We start from the raw sequence: 17,510 nt of genomic DNA on the forward strand, positions 1-17,510 counted from the left end.
CCTCCCGCTTTTCATGCTGCTTAGTCGATGGTACGCAGAAGTTCGTTGATTCCAACCTTGCCGCGGGTTTTGGCATCGACTTTTTTGACGATAACCGCGCAGTACAGGCTGTACTTGCCATCTTTTGACGGCAGGTTGCCGGAGACAACGACGGATCCCGCCGGAACGCGGCCGTAGAACACTTCACCGGTTTCGCGGTCGTAGATTTTGGTGCTCTGGCCGAGGTAGACGCCCATGGAGATAACGGAACCCTCTTCGACGATGACGCCTTCAACGACTTCCGAACGCGCGCCGATAAAGCAGTTATCTTCGATAATGGTCGGGTTAGCCTGCAGCGGCTCCAGTACGCCACCGATGCCAACGCCGCCGGACAGGTGGACGTTTTTGCCGATCTGCGCGCAGGAACCCACTGTCGCCCAGGTATCAACCATCGAACCTTCGTCAACGTAGGCGCCGATGTTCACATAGGACGGCATCAGAACCGTGTTGCGAGCGATATACGCTCCCTGACGAACCGCCGCCGGCGGAACGACGCGGAAACCTTCTTTCTGGAAACGCGCTTCATCATAATCCGCGAACTTCATTGGGACTTTATCGAAGTAGCGGCTTTCCGCACCATCGATAACCTGGTTATCGTTAATACGGAAAGAGAGCAGAACCGCTTTCTTCAGCCACTGATGGGTGACCCACTGGCCGTCAACTTTTTCAGCGACACGCAGCGCGCCGGAATCAAGCAGAGAAATCACCTGGTTAACCGCTTCGCGGGTTACGGTATCCACGTTTGCCGGCGTGATGTCGGCGCGACGCTCAAAAGCGGACTCAATAACGTTCTGTAATTGCTGCATTGTTTACTCTTTCCATTTACTTAAAAAAATACGTTACCCTTTATCGTTTGGATTGAGGGCCTCTGTCAACCGTTGTTGCACTTCTTGCTGTAGCTCATTATTAAGGGCGCGCCGGTCTGCGGTGGCGATTATAAATAAATCTTCTACTCGCTCACCAATTGTCGTAATTCGCGCGCCGTGGAGCGAAATTCCGAGGTCGGCAAATACCTGGCCGACGCGCGCTAACAGACCCGGCTGGTCGAGAGCAATCAGCTCAAGAAAGGATTTCCGGTCGGTATGCGTCGGCAGGAAATTCACCTCCGTCGGCACGGAAAAATGCCTCAGCTTCGCCGCCTGACGACGGGGCGCCGGGGGCTGCCAGCTGCGCTGGCTGATGGTCTGTTCCAGGCCCACGCGGATCATTTCGTGCCTGTCGGCGGAAAGCGGGCTGCCGTCCGGCTCAAGAACAATAAAGGTATCCATCGCCATGCCATCGCGGGTGGTGAAGATCTGCGCATCGTGAACGCTTAGATTACGTCGATCCAGCTCGCCGCAAACGGCGGCGAAGAGGTAAGGACGATCCGGACTCCAGATGAAGATCTCGGTGCCCCCGCGCGAGGCGTGGGAACTGAGCAGGATCATCGGTTTGCTGAGATCGTGCTGCAGCAGATTACGCGCGTGCCAGGCGAGCTGGTTTGGCGTATGGCGCACAAAGTAGTTGGCGCGGCAGCGGTTCCAGATTTGGTGCAGCGCCTGTTCATTAATATTTTCCATCCGCAGCAGCGCCAGCGCCTGTAGCTGGTGGTGACGCACCCGCTCGCGCATATCCGGCGTGTTTTGCATCCCCCGGCGCAGCTGTTTTTCGGTGGCGAAATAGAGCTCACGCAGCAGGCTCTGCTTCCAGCTGTTCCACAGGTTTTCGTTGGTGGCGCAGATATCGGCGACGGTCAGGCAGACCAGGTAGTGCAGACGGTTCTCCGTTTGCACCTCTTCGGCAAACTGCTTGATCACTTCCGGATCCTGAATATCGCGACGCTGGGCGGTGACCGACATCAGCAGATGATGACGCACCAGCCACGCCACCAGCTGGGTTTCGCGCGAGTTAAGACCGTGAAGCTCGGCGAATTTCAGCACGTCCTGCGCGCCGAGAATCGAATGGTCGCCGCCGCGCCCTTTCGCGATATCGTGGAAGAGGGCGGCGATAAGGATCAGCTCCGGATGCGTCAGGCGCGGCCACAGTTCAACGCACAGCGGATGCCGGCTGCGGGTCTCTTCTTTGGCGAAGCTCTCAAGCTTAAGCAGCACGCGGATCGTGTGTTCATCAACGGTATAGGCGTGAAACAGGTCAAACTGCATCTGACCGACAATATGCGACCATTGCGGCATATAGGCCCACAGCACGCTATGGCGGTGCATCGGCAGCAGCCCCCGGCTGACCGCGCCCTGATGGCGCAGCATGCTGAGGAACAGGGTCCGCGCTTCCGGAATATAGCAAAGCGGCTGCGTCAGATGACGACGGGCGTGGCGCAAATGGCGAAGCGTGGTGGAGTAGATGCCGGTGATGCTGCTGTTGCGCACCATCATAAAGAACATGCGCAGAATCGCCTGCGGTTCGCGGATGAACAGCGTGTCATCGCGCAGATCGATTAGCGTGCCGCGCAGCTGAAAATCATCGTCAATTGGCCGCGGCTTCTCATCTTCGGTGAGCGCCAGAATCGCCTCTTCGAACAGCTGGATCAGCATTTGGTTCAGCTCGCTCACCCGGCGGGTGACGCGAAAGAAATCCTTCATCATGTGCTCGATCGGCTGGTTGCTTTCGCCTTCGTAACGCAGGCGGCGGGCGACGCTGAACTGCCTGTCGAACAGCAGACGATTATCGTAGCGGTTGAGCTCCAGATGCAGCGCAAAGCGAATGCGCCACAGCTGATGCAGGCATTCGTTAAGCTCGTTGCGCTCGGCTTCGGTCAGGAAACCGAAGCCGACCATTTCATCAAGCGAGGTGGCGCCGAAATGGCGGCGCGCGATCCACTGCAGGGTGTGAATATCGCGCAGGCCGCCGGGGCTGCTTTTCACGTCCGGCTCGAGGTTATAGCTGGTCCCGTGATAGCGCTGATGGCGTACATTCTGCTCTTCGACTTTTGCCGCAAAGAACTTTTCCGATGGCCAGAAGCCGTCGCTGAATATGTGCTTTTGCAGTTCAAGGAACAGCGCGACGTCGCCAATAAGCAGACGCGATTCAATCAGGTTAGTGGCGACGCTGAGGTCCGACAGCCCCTCCAGCAGGCACTCTTCGAGGGTGCGCACGCTGTGGCCGACTTCCAGCTTGATATCCCACAGCAGCGTCAGCAGCTCGCCGACCTTCTGCGCCTGCTCATCGGGCAGCTTTTTACGGCTCAGGATAAGCAGATCGATATCGGAAAGCGGGTGCAGTTCGCCGCGGCCGTAACCGCCGACGGCGACCAGCGCGATGTCGTTCATCGACCCGAACCCGTACTCGACCCATAGCCGCTGAAGCAGCTGATCGATAAATTCGGTGCGCGCCTCAATCAATCTCTCTGCGGCGATGCCGTGGTCAAACGCTTCGCCCAGCCAGCGCTGAAAAGCGTCGATGTGCGCCTTGATAGCCGCGCAGTTGAAGTCGCTCTGCGGCCAGCGGCCCGGATTCGCCGGCTGGTCGGCCAGGGCAGGGGAGACAGTATCAGATAAAGAGTTGCTCATCGCGCCACCATAATAAAAAACTATCACCCATAAAAAATCGCCGGGAGCGATTTTTAACGTCGCTTGCGGCGGCCCATAGGGTGACGGGCAGGACGCCCGTCATAAAAAATCGCCGGGAGCGATTTTTAACGTCGCTTGCGGCGGCCCACAGGGTGCCCGTCATAAAAAAGCCGGCTGGCGCCGGCTTTTCATCATTCGTTGTGCGAGATTATCGCCGGGATGGTGTCATCCTTGCGTAACGTCAGTATTTCGCAGCCGCTGTCTGTCACCACAATAGTATGCTCATACTGCGCAGACAAGCTCCGGTCTTTGGTTTTTACCGTCCAGCCGTCTTTCATACTGCGGATCTCTTTTTTACCCGCGTTGACCATCGGCTCAATGGTAAAGGTCATGCCGGGTTTGAGCACCACGTTGGTTTCCGGAGAGTCGTAATGCAGCACCTGCGGTTCTTCATGGAAACCGCGGCCGATACCGTGGCCGCAGTACTCGCGCACGACGGAGAAACCTTCAGCTTCAGCGTATTTCTGGATAGCCGCGCCGATAGCGCGCAGATTAACGCCCGGTTTGACCATTTTCAGGGCCAGATAGAGGCTTTCCTGGGTAATGCGGCACAGGCGCTCGCCCAGAATGGTCGGTTTACCGACGATAAACATCTTCGAGGTATCACCGTGGAAATCATCTTTAATGACGGTGACGTCAATGTTGACGATATCGCCATCTTTCAGCAGCTTGCCGTCGTCCGGGATCCCGTGGCACACCACTTCATTAATAGAGATGCAGACGGATTTCGGGAAGCCGTGGTAGCCCAGGCAGGCGGATACGGCTTTTTGTTCGTTAACAATATAATCGTTGCAGATGCGATCCAGTTCGCCGGTGCTGACGCCCGGTTTTACGTAGGGTTCGATCATTTCCAGCACTTCAGCGGCCAGGCGGCCGGCAACGCGCATTTTTTCGATGTCTTCAGATGTCTTGATAGAAATAGCCATGGATTGTGTCCAGCAGTGTCGATTTTTTCGACAATAATAGATTATGTCTGAACAATGTTAACAGTCCGGGCGTCCTGCTGCCAAATTGAGAATCATTAGCAGCACGCGACGTCAACAACAGTTGGTGTCTGCTCCTGTTTTGTGGTATAAAGCGCGCCGGACTTCTGTTCCATTCTCAGATACACAAGATGGACTGAAGCGACAAATCTCACTTTGTGTAACAACACACACGTATCGGCACATATTCCGGGGTGCCCTTTGGGGTCGGTAATATGGGATACGTGGAGGCATAACCCCAACTTTTATCTATAGAGGTTTTAAACATGGCAACTGTTTCCATGCGCGACATGCTCAAGGCTGGTGTTCACTTTGGTCACCAGACCCGTTACTGGAACCCGAAAATGAAGCCTTTCATCTTCGGCGCGCGTAACAAAGTTCACATCATCAACCTTGAGAAAACTGTACCGATGTTCAACGAAGCTCTGGCTGAACTGAACAAGATCTCTTCTCGCAAAGGCAAAATCCTTTTCGTTGGTACTAAGCGCGCTGCAAGCGAAGCGGTAAAAGACGCTGCTAACAGCTGCGACCAGTTCTTCGTGAACCATCGCTGGCTGGGCGGTATGCTGACTAACTGGAAAACCGTTCGTCAGTCTATCAAACGTCTGAAAGACCTGGAAACTCAGTCCCAGGACGGTACTTTCGACAAGCTGACCAAGAAAGAAGCGCTGATGCGCACTCGTGAGCTGGACAAGCTGGAAAACAGCCTGGGCGGTATCAAAGACATGGGCGGCCTGCCGGACGCGCTGTTCGTTATCGACGCTGACCACGAGCACATCGCAATCAAAGAAGCAAACAACCTGGGTATTCCGGTATTTGCTATCGTTGATACTAACTCCGATCCGGACGGCGTTGACTTCGTTATCCCGGGTAACGACGACGCAATCCGTGCAGTTAGCCTGTACCTGAGCGCTGTTGCTGCTACCGTTCGTGAAGGCCGTTCTCAGGATCTGGCTTCTCAGGCGGAAGAAAGCTTCGTAGAAGCTGAATAATAAGGCATACCCTTATTTAGTACCGTGTATAAATAGGGGCCTCTTAGCGGCCCCTTTTTCACTTTCAAATCTGTCTGGTTTCTGGAACCGGGCCGATCACATCTCCCGAGGAATAAAGAATGGCTGAAATTACCGCATCCCTGGTAAAAGAGCTGCGCGAGCGTACTGGCGCAGGCATGATGGATTGCAAAAAAGCGCTGACTGAAGCGAACGGCGACATCGAGCTGGCAATCGAAAACATGCGTAAATCCGGTGCTATTAAAGCAGCGAAAAAAGCGGGCAACGTTGCCGCTGACGGCGTGATCATCACTAAAATCGATGGCACCTACGGCATCATTCTGGAAGTTAACTGCCAGACTGACTTCGTGGCTAAAGATGGTGGCTTCCAGGCGTTTGCAAACAAAGTTCTGGATGCAGCTGTTGCAGGCAAAATCACCGACGTTGAAGTTCTGAAAGCACAGTTCGAAGAAGAACGCGTTGCGCTGGTTGCTAAAATCGGTGAGAACATCAACATCCGTCGCGTTTCTTCCCTGGAAGGCGAAGTTCTGGGCTCTTACCAGCACGGCGCGCGTATCGGTGTTCTGGTTGCCGCTAAAGGCGCGAGCGAAGAGCTGGTTAAACAGCTGGCTATGCACATCGCTGCAAGCAAGCCTGAATTCGTTAAGCCGGAAGACGTTTCCGCTGAAGTGGTCGAAAAAGAGTACCAGGTTCAGCTGGACATCGCCATGCAGTCTGGCAAGCCGAAAGAAATCGCAGAGAAAATGGTTGAAGGCCGCATGAAGAAATTCACCGGCGAAGTTTCTCTGACCGGTCAGCCGTTCGTTATGGACCCGAGCAAATCCGTTGCTCAGCTGCTGAAAGAGCACAACGCTGACGTGACTGGCTTCATCCGCTTTGAAGTGGGCGAAGGCATTGAGAAAGTTGAGACTGACTTTGCAGCAGAAGTTGCTGCGATGTCCAAGCAGTCTTAATTTTCAAAAGGAGCCGCCTGAGGGCGGCTTCTTTTTGCGCCTAATGTGTAAATTCAGCCAACCGCTATAGTGGGCACGCTGAAAAGCGACGTACAATGTCGCCAGAATTAATTCATCTCATTCGTTGACAGTCTCAGGAAAGAAACATGGCTACCAATGCAAAACCCGTCTACAAACGTATTCTGCTTAAGTTAAGTGGCGAAGCTCTGCAAGGTTCAGAAGGCTTCGGTATTGATGCGAGCATACTTGACCGCATGGCTCAGGAAATCAAAGAACTGGTTGAGCTGGGTATTCAGGTTGGCGTAGTGATTGGTGGCGGTAACCTTTTCCGTGGTGCTGGTCTGGCGAAAGCGGGTATGAACCGCGTTGTGGGCGACCACATGGGCATGCTGGCAACGGTCATGAACGGCCTTGCAATGCGTGATGCACTTCATCGCGCCTATGTGAACGCCCGCCTGATGTCAGCGATTCCGCTGAATGGCGTGTGCGATAACTACAGCTGGGCGGAAGCTATCAGCCTGCTGCGTAACAACCGCGTGGTGATTCTTTCCGCGGGTACCGGCAACCCATTCTTTACCACCGATTCCGCTGCCTGCCTGCGCGGCATTGAAATTGAAGCCGATGTGGTACTGAAAGCCACCAAAGTCGACGGTGTATTTACCGCCGACCCGGCCAAAGATCCTTCCGCAACGATGTACGATCAACTGACCTACAGCGAAGTACTGGATAAAGAGCTGAAAGTGATGGATCTTGCGGCCTTTACCCTGGCGCGTGACCACAAACTGCCGATTCGCGTATTCAATATGAATAAGCCTGGCGCGCTGCGCCGCGTGGTGATGGGTGAAAAAGAAGGCACATTAATTACTGAGTAATTCCCGTTAGCGTCAAATACGGGTAATATTCGGCCTTACTTTTTCGGGTTTTTGACCCGATGGTTTTCAACATGCTCTGTGGACGGAATGCTGCGGCTGACCCGTAGCCTGAAAGACGCTGAGCATAAACATGACTATACTTAGCTCACTTTTGCAGTGGGCGACCGTCTGGTCTGTCTGAGACAAGTTTTCAAGGATTCGTAACGTGATTAGCGATATCAGAAAAGATGCTGAAGTACGCATGGACAAATGCGTTGAAGCGTTCAAAACCCAAATCAGCAAAATACGCACGGGTCGTGCTTCTCCCAGCCTGCTGGATGGCATTATCGTGGAATACTACGGCACGCCGACTCCGCTGCGTCAGCTGGCTAGCGTAACGGTAGAAGACTCGCGCACGCTGAAGATCAACGTCTTCGATCGCTCCATGAGCCCGGCCGTTGAAAAAGCGATTATGGCTTCCGATCTCGGTCTGAACCCAAGCTCTGCGGGCAGCGATATCCGCGTTCCGCTGCCGCCGCTGACCGAAGAGCGTCGTAAAGATCTGACCAAAATCGTGCGTGGCGAAGCTGAACAGGCGCGCGTTGCCGTACGTAACGTCCGTCGCGATGCCAACGACAAAGTCAAAGCGCTGCTGAAAGAGAAAGAGATCAGCGAAGATGACGATCGCCGCTCTCAGGAAGATGTGCAGAAAATGACTGATGCTGCTATCAAGAAAGTTGATGCGGCGCTGGCGGATAAAGAAGCGGAACTGATGCAGTTCTGATTCTCTGCCGACACGCAGGTCTGACGATCGGCCTGCGTAAAATCTGAAACGCCGTACAGGAGACCGTACGCTCAATTTTCGGGATTGCGTTTAGACGGCTGGCCTTGTAGCCTTTGGCGCCATGTCAAAGGCCTTGCGCCTCCGCTCTGTCAACCGATAATTGATGCATAAGGGTTTGCTGGCGGCGTTTTGCTTTTTATCCTGTCTTCATTATTCTGGACGCCTCATGAAGCAATTAACCATTCTTGGTTCGACCGGTTCTATCGGCTGCAGCACGCTGGATGTGGTGCGCCATAATCCTGATAGCTTTTCTATCACCGCGCTGGTCGCCGGGAAAAATGTCGACCGTATGGTTGAACAATGTCTGGAATTCTCCCCTCGTTACGCGGTAATGGACGATGCGCACAGCGCGGAGCTGCTGCGTGCGCAACTGCGCGAGCAGGGCTGCCGAACGGAAGTCATGAGCGGCCAGCAGGCGGCGGCAGAAGTGGCGGCGCTCGACGAGGTTGAGCAGGTGATGGCGGCGATTGTCGGCGCAGCAGGCCTGGTGCCGACGCTCTCAGCCATTCGTGCGGGTAAAACGGTGCTGCTGGCGAACAAAGAGTCGCTGGTGACCTGCGGCCGTCTGTTTATGGATGCCGTGCAGCAGTACGGCGCACGATTGTTGCCGGTTGATAGCGAGCATAATGCGATTTTTCAGAGTATGCCGGAAACAATTCAACATAATCTGGGATACGCTGATTTAACCCAGAACGGCGTGGCGTCGATTCTGCTCACTGGCTCCGGCGGTCCCTTCCGGGAAACGGCGATTTCTGAACTGGCGGCGATGACCCCCGATCGGGCATGCAAGCATCCAAACTGGTCGATGGGGCGCAAAATATCTGTCGATTCGGCCACCATGATGAACAAAGGGCTGGAGTATATCGAAGCCCGCTGGCTGTTCAACGCCTCGGCGCAGCAGATGGAAGTCCTGATCCATCCGCAATCGGTGATTCACTCGATGGTACGTTATCAGGATGGCAGCGTCCTGGCGCAGCTCGGCGAGCCGGATATGCGTACGCCGATTGCCCACACGATGGGCTGGCCAAAACGCCTTAATTCTGGGGTGAAACCGCTGGATTTCTGTCAGTTGAGCACTCTGAGCTTCTCGGCGCCGGATTACGGCCGTTACCCCTGCCTGAAGCTGGCCATGGAGGCTTTTGATGTCGGCCAGGCGGCGACCACGGCGCTGAATGCGGCAAATGAAGTTTCGGTCGCGGCGTTTCTGAACGGGGATATTCGCTTTACCGATATTGCGGCGATAAATCAGGCGGTGCTGGATCAACAGGCGTTAAATGAGCCGCAAAGTATTGATGAAGTGCTGGCTATTGATGCGATGTCCCGGGTAAGCGCAGGCCAGCTCCTGACGGCGTGGCGCAAATTCTGATACGCGTTGTGATATTTGTGGGCGCTGTGCTTCAGTGATATAGTCTGCGCCATCCGATCGTTGCATTTTGGTGTGAAAGATTACGGTGGCCGTGGCAAGACACGGCTTTTTTGCGTAAAGCTTTTGGTTGTTCTCTGCGATTGGCCGTAGCTCCGGCACCGGATAAAAATGCGTATCCAGCGCTGACCGGTGGCCCGTGTTTAGTAGCTTAGCTAATCCTTATTATGGACTTAAAACGCGTTATGTTGTCTGCTAATCAAACTGTCAGCGAAATGTTGCCTGCGCATGGCTGTCGTCATGTGGCCATTATTATGGATGGCAACGGGCGTTGGGCAAAACGGCAAGGAAAGATCCGCGCCTTTGGCCATAAAGCCGGCGCTAAATCTGTTCGTCGCGCCGTCTCTTTCGCGGCGAATAATGGTATTGAAGCGTTGACGTTATACGCGTTCAGCAGTGAAAACTGGAATCGCCCGGCGCAGGAAGTCAGCGCGCTGATGGAGCTGTTTGTCTGGGCGCTGGATAGCGAAGTGAAAAGTCTGCACCGGCATAATGTGCGTCTGCGTATTATCGGCGAGACCACGCGCTTCAATGCGCGTCTCCAGGAGCGTATTCGCAAAGCGGAGGCGCTGACTGAGAACAACACCGGTTTGACCCTGAATATTGCGGCGAACTACGGCGGTCGCTGGGATATCGTACAGGGCGTTCGTCATCTGGCCAAACAGGTGCAAGACGGGGTGCTTCAGCCCGAGCAAATCACAGAAGAGATGCTGAGCCAGCAGGTCTGCATGCATGAACTGGCTCCCGTAGATTTAGTTATTAGGACCGGGGGAGAGCATCGCATTAGTAATTTTTTGATTTGGCAAATTGCCTATGCCGAACTTTACTTTACGGATGTTCTTTGGCCCGATTTCGCTGAACAGGACTTTGAAGGTGCACTCCATGCCTTTGTTAATCGAGAGCGTCGCTTCGGCGGCACTGAGCCGGGCGGCAACAATGCCTGATGGGGGTCACTTTTGCTGAAGTATCGCCTGATTTCTGCTTTCGTCTTAATACCCGTTGTTATTGCGGCGCTTTTTTTACTGCCGCCCGCGGGTTTTGCCATCGTTACGCTAGTCGTCTGTATGCTCGCCGCGTGGGAGTGGGGGCAATTTAGCGGTTTCACTTCAACTACCCAGAGAGTCTGGCTGTCAGTGCTTTGCGGTCTGCTGCTGGCGCTGATGCTATTCCTGATGCCGGAATACCATTATGACGTTCATCAACCGTTGGTTGAGGGCGCGCTATGGGCATCATTAGGCTGGTGGGTCGTCGCGCTGCTTTTAGTGCTCACTTACCCCGCTTCAGCGGCTTTCTGGCGCAATTCAAAAACGCTCCGTCTGATTTTTGGCGTCCTGACCATCGTGCCGTTTTTTTGGGGCATGCTGGCGCTTCGGGCCTGGCATTATACCGATGACCATTATAGCGGTGCGCTGTGGTTGTTGTACGTAATGATTCTGGTCTGGGGCGCGGATTCCGGCGCTTACATGTTCGGAAAAATGTTCGGTAAGCATAAGCTGGCGCCGAAGGTTTCTCCGGGTAAAACCTGGCAGGGTTTTTTCGGCGGTCTGTTAACGGCAGCGGTTATCTCCTGGGCTTACGGCTGGTGGGCCCATCTGAATGTTACGCCGATGGTGCTGCTGGTGTGTTCTATTGTCGCGGCCCTGGCTTCGGTACTCGGCGACCTGACCGAAAGCATGTTTAAACGCGAAGCTGGCATTAAAGATAGCGGAAATCTGATTCCCGGACACGGCGGTATCCTCGATCGTATCGATAGCCTGACGGCCGCGGTGCCCGTGTTTGCTTGCCTACTCTTGTTGGTTTTCAGGACGATTTGACGGAAGGTTTTATGCTGAGCGTTCTCTGGAATTTGGCTGCTTTTATTATTGCGCTGGGCGTGTTGATCACCGTCCATGAGTTTGGCCATTTCTGGGTTGCTCGCCGCTGCGGTATCCGCGTTGAGCGTTTCTCAATCGGCTTTGGCAAAGCGCTGTGGCGCCGTTTTGATAAGCAAGGTACGGAATTTATTATCGCCCTTATTCCGCTGGGCGGTTATGTCAAAATGCTCGACGAACGCGTTGAGCCCGTGGCGCCAGAGATGCGTCACTCCGCGTTTAACAACAAAACCGTCGGCCAGCGCGCCGCCGTTATTGCCGCGGGGCCAATCGCGAACTTCCTTTTTGCCATTTTTGCCTACTGGCTGGTGTTTATTATCGGCGTGCCAGGCGTGCGTCCGGTCGTTGGCGACATAACGCCCAACTCGATCGCCGCGCAAGCACAAATTGCAAAAGGAACGGAACTTAAAGCGATAGATGGCATCGAAACGCCTGATTGGGATGCAGTACGTATGGCGCTGGTGGCGAAGATAGGCGATCGGCAAACAATAGTTACGGTCGCCCCTTTCGGGACCAATCAACGTCAGGATAAAATCCTCGATCTGCAGCACTGGGCGTTTGAGCCGGATAAACAAGATCCGGTTGCCTCGTTGGGCATTCAGCCTCGCAGCGCGCAGATTGATACCGTCCTGGCTGAAGTACAATCTGACTCGGCGGCGCAGAAGGCGGGTTTGCAAGCGGGCGACAGGATCGTTAAAGTCGATGGTCAACCGTTAACGCAGTGGATGGCGTTTGTTAATCTGGTGCGTGATAATCCGGGTAGGGCATTAGTTCTGGACATCGAGCGGCAGGGTAGTCCCCTGTCGGTGACCTTGACGCCGGATACGAAGTCTACCAAAGGCAAAGCGGAGGGGTTTGCAGGGGTCGTACCTAAGGTCATCCCGCTGCCTGATGAATATAAGACAGTGCGTCAGTACGGGCCGTTTGCCGCCATCGCTGAAGCCACGGATAAAACCTGGCAGCTGATGTCGTTAACGGTCCGAATGCTGGGCAAATTGATAACCGGTGATGTCAAACTGAACAACCTCAGCGGGCCGATTTCTATCGCCCAGGGGGCTGGGATGTCAGCGGAATTTGGGTTGATTTACTATCTGATGTTCCTTGCGCTGATCAGCGTGAACCTCGGCATAATCAACCTGTTCCCGCTTCCCGTTCTCGACGGGGGACATCTGCTGTTTTTGGCGATTGAAAAGCTGAAAGGCGGGCCGGTATCCGAGCGAGTTCAAGACTTTAGTTATCGCATTGGCTCAATATTGCTGGTGCTGTTAATGGGGCTTGCACTTTTCAATGATTTCTCTCGGTTGTAAGAGAGTTTGTTAGGAAGAACGCATAATAACGATGGCGATGAAAAAGTTGCTCATAGCGTCGCTGCTGTTTAGCAGCGCAACCGTATACGGTGCTGACGGGTTCGTGGTGAAGGACATTCATTTCGAAGGCCTTCAGCGAGTCGCTGTTGGTGCGGCCCTCCTCAGTATGCCAGTGCGTCCTGGCGATACCGTAACCGATGATGATATCAGTAACACCATCCGTGCTCTGTTTGCCACCGGCAACTTTGAGGACGTCCGCGTACTGCGCGATGGTGATACCCTGCTGGTGCAGGTGAAAGAGCGTCCAACGATTGCCAGCATCACTTTCTCCGGTAACAAGTCGGTGAAAGATGACATGCTCAAGCAAAACCTTGAGGCATCCGGCGTACGCGTAGGGGAATCCCTCGATCGCACCACGCTGGCTGATATCGAAAAGGGGCTGGAGGATTTCTACTACAGCGTCGGTAAGTACAGCGCCAGCGTTAAAGCTGTCGTGACGCCGCTGCCGCGTAACCGTGTCGACCTGAAGCTGGTATTCCAGGAAGGCGTCTCGGCGAAAATCCAGCAGATCAATATCGTCGGTAACCACGCATTCAGCACCGATGAACTCATTTCTACCTTCCAGCTGCGCGATGAAGTGCCGTGGTGGAACGTGGTGGGCGATCGTAAATATCAGAAACAGAAGCTGGCGGGAGATCTTGAAACGCTGCGCAGCTACTATCTGGATCGCGGCTATGCTCGTTTCAACATTGACTCCACGCAGGTTAGCCTGACGCCGGACAAAAAAGGTATCTACATCACCATCAACATTACCGAAGGCGATCAGTACAAGCTTTCTGGTGTGCAGGTGACGGGTGACCTGGCGGGGCATTCGGCAGAAATCGAAGCGCTGACCAAAGTGGAGCCGGGCGAGCTGTATAACGGCACCAAAGTGACCAAAATGGAGAATGACATTAAGAAACTCCTCGGTCGCTACGGCTATGCCTATCCGCGCGTTCAGTCCCAGCCGGAAATCAGCGATAGCGATAAGACCGTGAAGCTGCACGTGAATGTCGATGCGGGTAACCGCTACTACGTGCGTAAAATTCGCTTCGAAGGCAACGATACCTCGAAAGATGCCGTTCTGCGTCGCGAAATGCGTCAGATGGAAGGCGCCTGGCTGGGCAGCGACCTGGTCGATCAGGGTAAAGATCGTCTGAACCGTTTAGGCTACTTTGAAACGGTTGATACCGATACGCAGCGCGTACCGGGTAGCCCGGATCAGGTTGACGTGGTCTATAAGGTTAAAGAGCGTAACACCGGTAGCTTTAACTTCGGCGTTGGTTACGGTACGGAAAGCGGCGTCAGCTTCCAGGCCGGCGTTCAACAGGATAACTGGCTCGGTACCGGCTATTCCGTTGGGATTAACGGCACCAAAAACGACTATCAGACCTATACTGAACTGTCGGTGACGAACCCGTACTTTACCGTGGATGGCGTCAGCCTCGGCGGTCGTGTTTTCTATAACGACTTCGACGCTAACGATGCGGACCTGTCTGACTATACCAACAAAAGCTATGGTACAGACATCACGCTGGGCTTCCCGGTTAACGAATACAATACGCTGCGTGCGGGCCTGGGCTATGTGCATAACAAGCTGTCCAACATGCAGCCTCAGGTATCCATGTGGCGTTATCTGAATTCGATGGGGCAGTATCCGGACAACACCAACGACAGGAACTCGTTCAGCGCTGACGACTTCACCTTCAACTACGGCTGGACGTATAACAAGCTCGACCGTGGCTTCTTCCCGACCGAAGGCTCACGGGTCAACCTGAATGGTAAAGTAACGATTCCGGGATCGGATAACGAATACTACAAAGCGACGCTCGATACCGCGACCTATGTACCGATCGATGACGATCATAAATGGGTGATGTTGGGTCGTACCCGCTTTGGTTATGGCGATGGTCTGGGCGGTAAAGAGATGCCGTTCTATGAGAACTTCTATGCCGGTGGTTCAAGCACCGTGCGTGGCTTCCAGTCCAACACTATTGGTCCGAAAGCGGTTTATTTCCCGGCCAGCAGCCGTCATGACGATGATGATAGCTACGATAACGAATGTAAGAGCAGCGAGTCCGCACCGTGTAAGTCTGATGATGCGGTGGGCGGTAACGCCATGGCGGTTGCCAGCCTCGAGCTGATCACCCCGACGCCGTTTATTAGCGATAAATATGCGAACTCGGTCCGTACTTCCGTCTTCTGGGATATGGGTACCGTGTGGGATACTCACTGGGATTCAGCCGCATATGGGGGTTACCCGGACTACAGCGATCCAAGCAATATCCGTATGTCTGCGGGTATCGCAGTACAGTGGATGTCGCCGTTAGGGCCGTTGGTATTCTCCTACGCTCAGCCGTTTAAAAAGTACGATGGAGACAAAGCCGAACAGTTCCAGTTTAACATCGGTAAAACCTGGTAATGGTATTGGCTACAATGGAATGTAAGTGCAGTTGCAGTATAGCGCTGACTATTGGCGATAACTGAGGTTGTCGCCTGGCCACGCAAATAACGGTACCCCTGGGTACTCATGGGATGGTAAGGAGTTAATTGTGAAAAAGTGGTTATTAGCTGCAGGTCTGGGTTTAGCAATGGTAACTTCCGCTCAGGCGGCAGATAAAATTGCAATGGTTAACATGAACAGCCTCTTCCAACAGGTTGCCCAGAAAACAGGCGTTTCTAACACGCTGGAAAACGAGTTTAAAGGCCGCGCGAGCGAGCTGCAGCGTATGGAAGGCGACCTGCAGTCTAAAATGCAGCGTCTGCAGTCCATGAAAGCGGGCTCTGACCGTACCAAACTGGAAAAAGACGTGATGGCTCAGCGCCAGACTTTCTCCCAGAAAGCGCAGTCTTTCGAACAGGATCGTGCACGTCGTTCTAACGAAGAGCGCGGCAAGCTGGTGACTCGTATTCAGAGCGCCGTGCAGAGCGTGGCTAAAGATCAGAGCATCGATCTGGTTGTTGACTCTAATGCCGTTGCATACAACAGCAGCGATGTAAAAGACATCACCGCTGATGTGCTGAAACAGGTTAAATAAGTAATGCCTTCAATTCGACTGGCTGATTTAGCCCAGCAGTTGGATGCAGAATTACACGGTGATGGCGATATCGTCATCACCGGCGTTGCGTCCATGCAGTCCGCACAAGCGGGCGATATTACTTTCATGGTAAATCCTAAGTACCGTGAACACCTGGCCGCTTGCCAGGCATCTGCCGTCGTGATGACGCAGGATGATTTACCTTTTGCTCATAGCGCCGCGCTGGTAGTGCGTAATCCCTACCTGACCTACGCGCGCATGGCTCAAATTCTTGATACCACGCCGCAGCCGGCGCAGGATATCGCGCCCAGCGCGGTCATCGATGCGACGGCGAAGCTGGGTACCCACGTGGCGATTGGCCCAAACGCCGTGATTGAATCGGGCGTCATCCTCGGTGATAACGTGGTTATCGGCGCGGGCTGCTTCGTTGGGAAAAATACGAAAATAGGTGCCGGCTCGCGTTTATGGGCCAACGTCACCGTTTACCACGACATTGAGATCGGCGAGAATTGCCTGATCCAGTCCAGCACGGTGATTGGCGCAGATGGCTTCGGCTACGCGAACGATCGCGGCAACTGGGTTAAGATCCCACAGCTGGGTCGCGTGATTATTGGCGATCGCGTGGAGATTGGCGCCTGCACGACCATTGACCGTGGTGCGCTGGACGACACCGTCATCGGTAACGGCGTGATTATTGATAACCAGTGTCAAATCGCGCACAACGTGGTGATTGGCGACAACACCGCGGTTGCTGGCGGCGTCATCATGGCGGGCAGCCTGAAGATCGGCCGCTACTGCATGATTGGCGGAGCCAGCGTGATCAACGGCCATATGGAAATCTGCGATAAAGTCACCGTCACGGGGATGGGAATGGTTATGCGTCCTATCACCGAGCCAGGGGTTTACTCTTCAGGTATCCCGCTGCAGCCGAATAAGGTCTGGCGTAAGACCGCTGCGCTGGTACTGAATATTGATGATATGAGCAAGCGCCTCAAAGCCATTGAGCGCAAGGTTAATCAACAAGATTAGTGCTGCGTCCAGCCACATTAAATTTTCGGCCTGTTGCATTCATGAGATTGCCGCAGGCCGTGTTATTATTGCCTTTTAGGATATTTAGACAGGAAGAGTATTTTGACTACTGACACTCATACTCTGCACATTGAAGAGATTCTGGAACTTCTGCCTCACCGATACCCGTTCCTGCTGGTCGATCGCGTGCTGGATTTTGAAGAAGGTCGTTTTCTACGCGCAGTTAAAAATGTTTCTGTAAATGAGCCGTTTTTCCAGGGGCATTTCCCTGGTAAGCCGATTTTACCGGGCGTATTGATTCTCGAAGCTATGGCCCAGGCCACCGGCATTCTGGCATTCAAAAGCGTTGGAAAACTGGAACCGGGCGAGCTGTATTATTTTGCCGGGATTGACGAAGCGCGTTTCAAACGTCCGGTCGTGCCTGGCGATCAGATGATTATGGAAGTCACTTTTGAAAAAACCCGCCGCGGTCTGACTCGCTTTAAAGGCGTTGCAACCGTTGACGGAAAAGTGGTTTGCGAAGCAACGATGATGTGTGCCCGTAGCCGGGAGGCCTGATA

15 protein-coding genes are annotated in these 17,510 nt (G+C 54.0%); 12 read left to right on the forward strand and 3 right to left on the reverse strand.

Annotation, left to right across the window (positions count from 1 at the left end; translation table 11 throughout):
• Positions 1-20 precede the first annotated feature (20 nt).
• The 3 genes from dapD to map form a co-directional block, all read right to left on the reverse strand.
• A complete protein-coding gene (gene dapD, locus BJF97_RS05700) occupies positions 21-845 on the reverse strand; it encodes a 2,3,4,5-tetrahydropyridine-2,6-dicarboxylate N-succinyltransferase (RefSeq protein ID WP_004098743.1) in 825 nt (274 codons plus the stop codon).
• Positions 846-878: 33 nt separating this feature from the next.
• The gene (gene glnD / locus BJF97_RS05705; protein WP_032694385.1) at positions 879-3,542 is read right to left on the reverse strand and encodes a bifunctional uridylyltransferase/uridylyl-removing protein GlnD; all 2,664 of its coding nucleotides are present in this window, start codon (positions 3,540-3,542) and stop codon (positions 879-881) included.
• Between the two features lie 191 nt (positions 3,543-3,733).
• The gene (map, locus tag BJF97_RS05715) at positions 3,734-4,528 is read right to left on the reverse strand and encodes a type I methionyl aminopeptidase (RefSeq protein WP_032694384.1); all 795 of its coding nucleotides are present in this window, start codon (positions 4,526-4,528) and stop codon (positions 3,734-3,736) included.
• Positions 4,529-4,851: 323 nt separating this feature from the next.
• Between map and rpsB the strand changes: the two genes are divergently transcribed.
• From rpsB to fabZ, 12 genes are all read left to right on the forward strand, one after another.
• Positions 4,852-5,577, forward strand: coding sequence for a 30S ribosomal protein S2 (rpsB, locus tag BJF97_RS05720; RefSeq protein ID WP_003856207.1), 726 nt, complete (start codon positions 4,852-4,854; stop codon positions 5,575-5,577).
• Positions 5,578-5,696: 119 nt separating this feature from the next.
• Positions 5,697-6,548 carry a translation elongation factor Ts gene (gene tsf / locus BJF97_RS05725; protein ID WP_004098746.1) on the forward strand — a complete coding sequence of 284 codons (852 nt, stop codon included), beginning with the start codon at positions 5,697-5,699 and terminating at the stop codon, positions 6,546-6,548.
• Positions 6,549-6,694: 146 nt separating this feature from the next.
• A complete protein-coding gene (pyrH, locus tag BJF97_RS05730; RefSeq protein WP_004098747.1) occupies positions 6,695-7,420 on the forward strand; it encodes a UMP kinase in 726 nt (241 codons plus the stop codon).
• Between the two features lie 205 nt (positions 7,421-7,625).
• Entirely contained in the window at positions 7,626-8,183 is a 558-nt protein-coding gene (gene frr / locus BJF97_RS05735) for a ribosome recycling factor (protein WP_004098748.1), read from the forward strand.
• Positions 8,184-8,409: 226 nt separating this feature from the next.
• Entirely contained in the window at positions 8,410-9,609 is a 1,200-nt protein-coding gene (ispC, locus tag BJF97_RS05740) for a 1-deoxy-D-xylulose-5-phosphate reductoisomerase (protein ID WP_032694383.1), read from the forward strand.
• Positions 9,610-9,851: 242 nt separating this feature from the next.
• On the forward strand, positions 9,852-10,610 hold the full coding sequence (ispU, locus tag BJF97_RS05745) for a (2E,6E)-farnesyl-diphosphate-specific ditrans,polycis-undecaprenyl-diphosphate synthase (RefSeq protein WP_004098751.1): 759 nt from the start codon (positions 9,852-9,854) through the stop codon (positions 10,608-10,610).
• Between the two features lie 12 nt (positions 10,611-10,622).
• Positions 10,623-11,480 (forward strand): phosphatidate cytidylyltransferase, encoded by an 858-nt coding sequence (gene cdsA / locus BJF97_RS05750; protein ID WP_014228000.1) that lies wholly within the window; start codon positions 10,623-10,625, stop codon positions 11,478-11,480.
• A gap of 11 nt (positions 11,481-11,491) precedes the next feature.
• Complete coding sequence (rseP, locus tag BJF97_RS05755; protein ID WP_032694382.1) at positions 11,492-12,844, forward strand: sigma E protease regulator RseP; 1,353 nt, start codon at positions 11,492-11,494, stop codon at positions 12,842-12,844.
• Between the two features lie 31 nt (positions 12,845-12,875).
• The gene (bamA, locus tag BJF97_RS05760; RefSeq protein ID WP_032694381.1) at positions 12,876-15,305 is read left to right on the forward strand and encodes an outer membrane protein assembly factor BamA; all 2,430 of its coding nucleotides are present in this window, start codon (positions 12,876-12,878) and stop codon (positions 15,303-15,305) included.
• 130 nt (positions 15,306-15,435) lie between these two features.
• A complete protein-coding gene (gene skp, locus BJF97_RS05765; RefSeq protein ID WP_004098757.1) occupies positions 15,436-15,921 on the forward strand; it encodes a molecular chaperone Skp in 486 nt (161 codons plus the stop codon).
• A gap of 3 nt (positions 15,922-15,924) precedes the next feature.
• Entirely contained in the window at positions 15,925-16,950 is a 1,026-nt protein-coding gene (gene lpxD, locus BJF97_RS05770) for a UDP-3-O-(3-hydroxymyristoyl)glucosamine N-acyltransferase (protein ID WP_014837448.1), read from the forward strand.
• Between the two features lie 102 nt (positions 16,951-17,052).
• Positions 17,053-17,508, forward strand: coding sequence for a 3-hydroxyacyl-ACP dehydratase FabZ (gene fabZ, locus BJF97_RS05775; RefSeq protein ID WP_004098761.1), 456 nt, complete (start codon positions 17,053-17,055; stop codon positions 17,506-17,508).
• Positions 17,509-17,510 lie beyond the last annotated feature (2 nt).

It is taken from the genome of Klebsiella sp. LTGPAF-6F (assembly GCF_001753185.1).
Taxonomy (GTDB): domain Bacteria; phylum Pseudomonadota; class Gammaproteobacteria; order Enterobacterales; family Enterobacteriaceae; genus Klebsiella; species Klebsiella michiganensis.

Bases quoted from the DNA above. Each gene is read 5' to 3' on its own strand.
- rpsB (WP_003856207.1), top strand. From the start codon at position 4,852: ATGGCAACTGTTTCCATGCGCGACATGCTCAAGGCTGGTGTTCACTTT.
- bamA (WP_032694381.1), top strand. From the start codon at position 12,876: ATGGCGATGAAAAAGTTGCTCATAGCGTCGCTGCTGTTTAGCAGCGCA.
- pyrH (WP_004098747.1), top strand. From the start codon at position 6,695: ATGGCTACCAATGCAAAACCCGTCTACAAACGTATTCTGCTTAAGTTA.
- ispU (WP_004098751.1), top strand. From the start codon at position 9,852: ATGTTGTCTGCTAATCAAACTGTCAGCGAAATGTTGCCTGCGCATGGC.
- map (WP_032694384.1), bottom strand. From the start codon at position 4,528: ATGGCTATTTCTATCAAGACATCTGAAGACATCGAAAAAATGCGCGTT.
- lpxD (WP_014837448.1), top strand. From the start codon at position 15,925: ATGCCTTCAATTCGACTGGCTGATTTAGCCCAGCAGTTGGATGCAGAA.
- rseP (WP_032694382.1), top strand. From the start codon at position 11,492: ATGCTGAGCGTTCTCTGGAATTTGGCTGCTTTTATTATTGCGCTGGGC.
- ispC (WP_032694383.1), top strand. From the start codon at position 8,410: ATGAAGCAATTAACCATTCTTGGTTCGACCGGTTCTATCGGCTGCAGC.
- tsf (WP_004098746.1), top strand. From the start codon at position 5,697: ATGGCTGAAATTACCGCATCCCTGGTAAAAGAGCTGCGCGAGCGTACT.
- glnD (WP_032694385.1), bottom strand. From the start codon at position 3,542: ATGAGCAACTCTTTATCTGATACTGTCTCCCCTGCCCTGGCCGACCAG.
- dapD (WP_004098743.1), bottom strand. From the start codon at position 845: ATGCAGCAATTACAGAACGTTATTGAGTCCGCTTTTGAGCGTCGCGCC.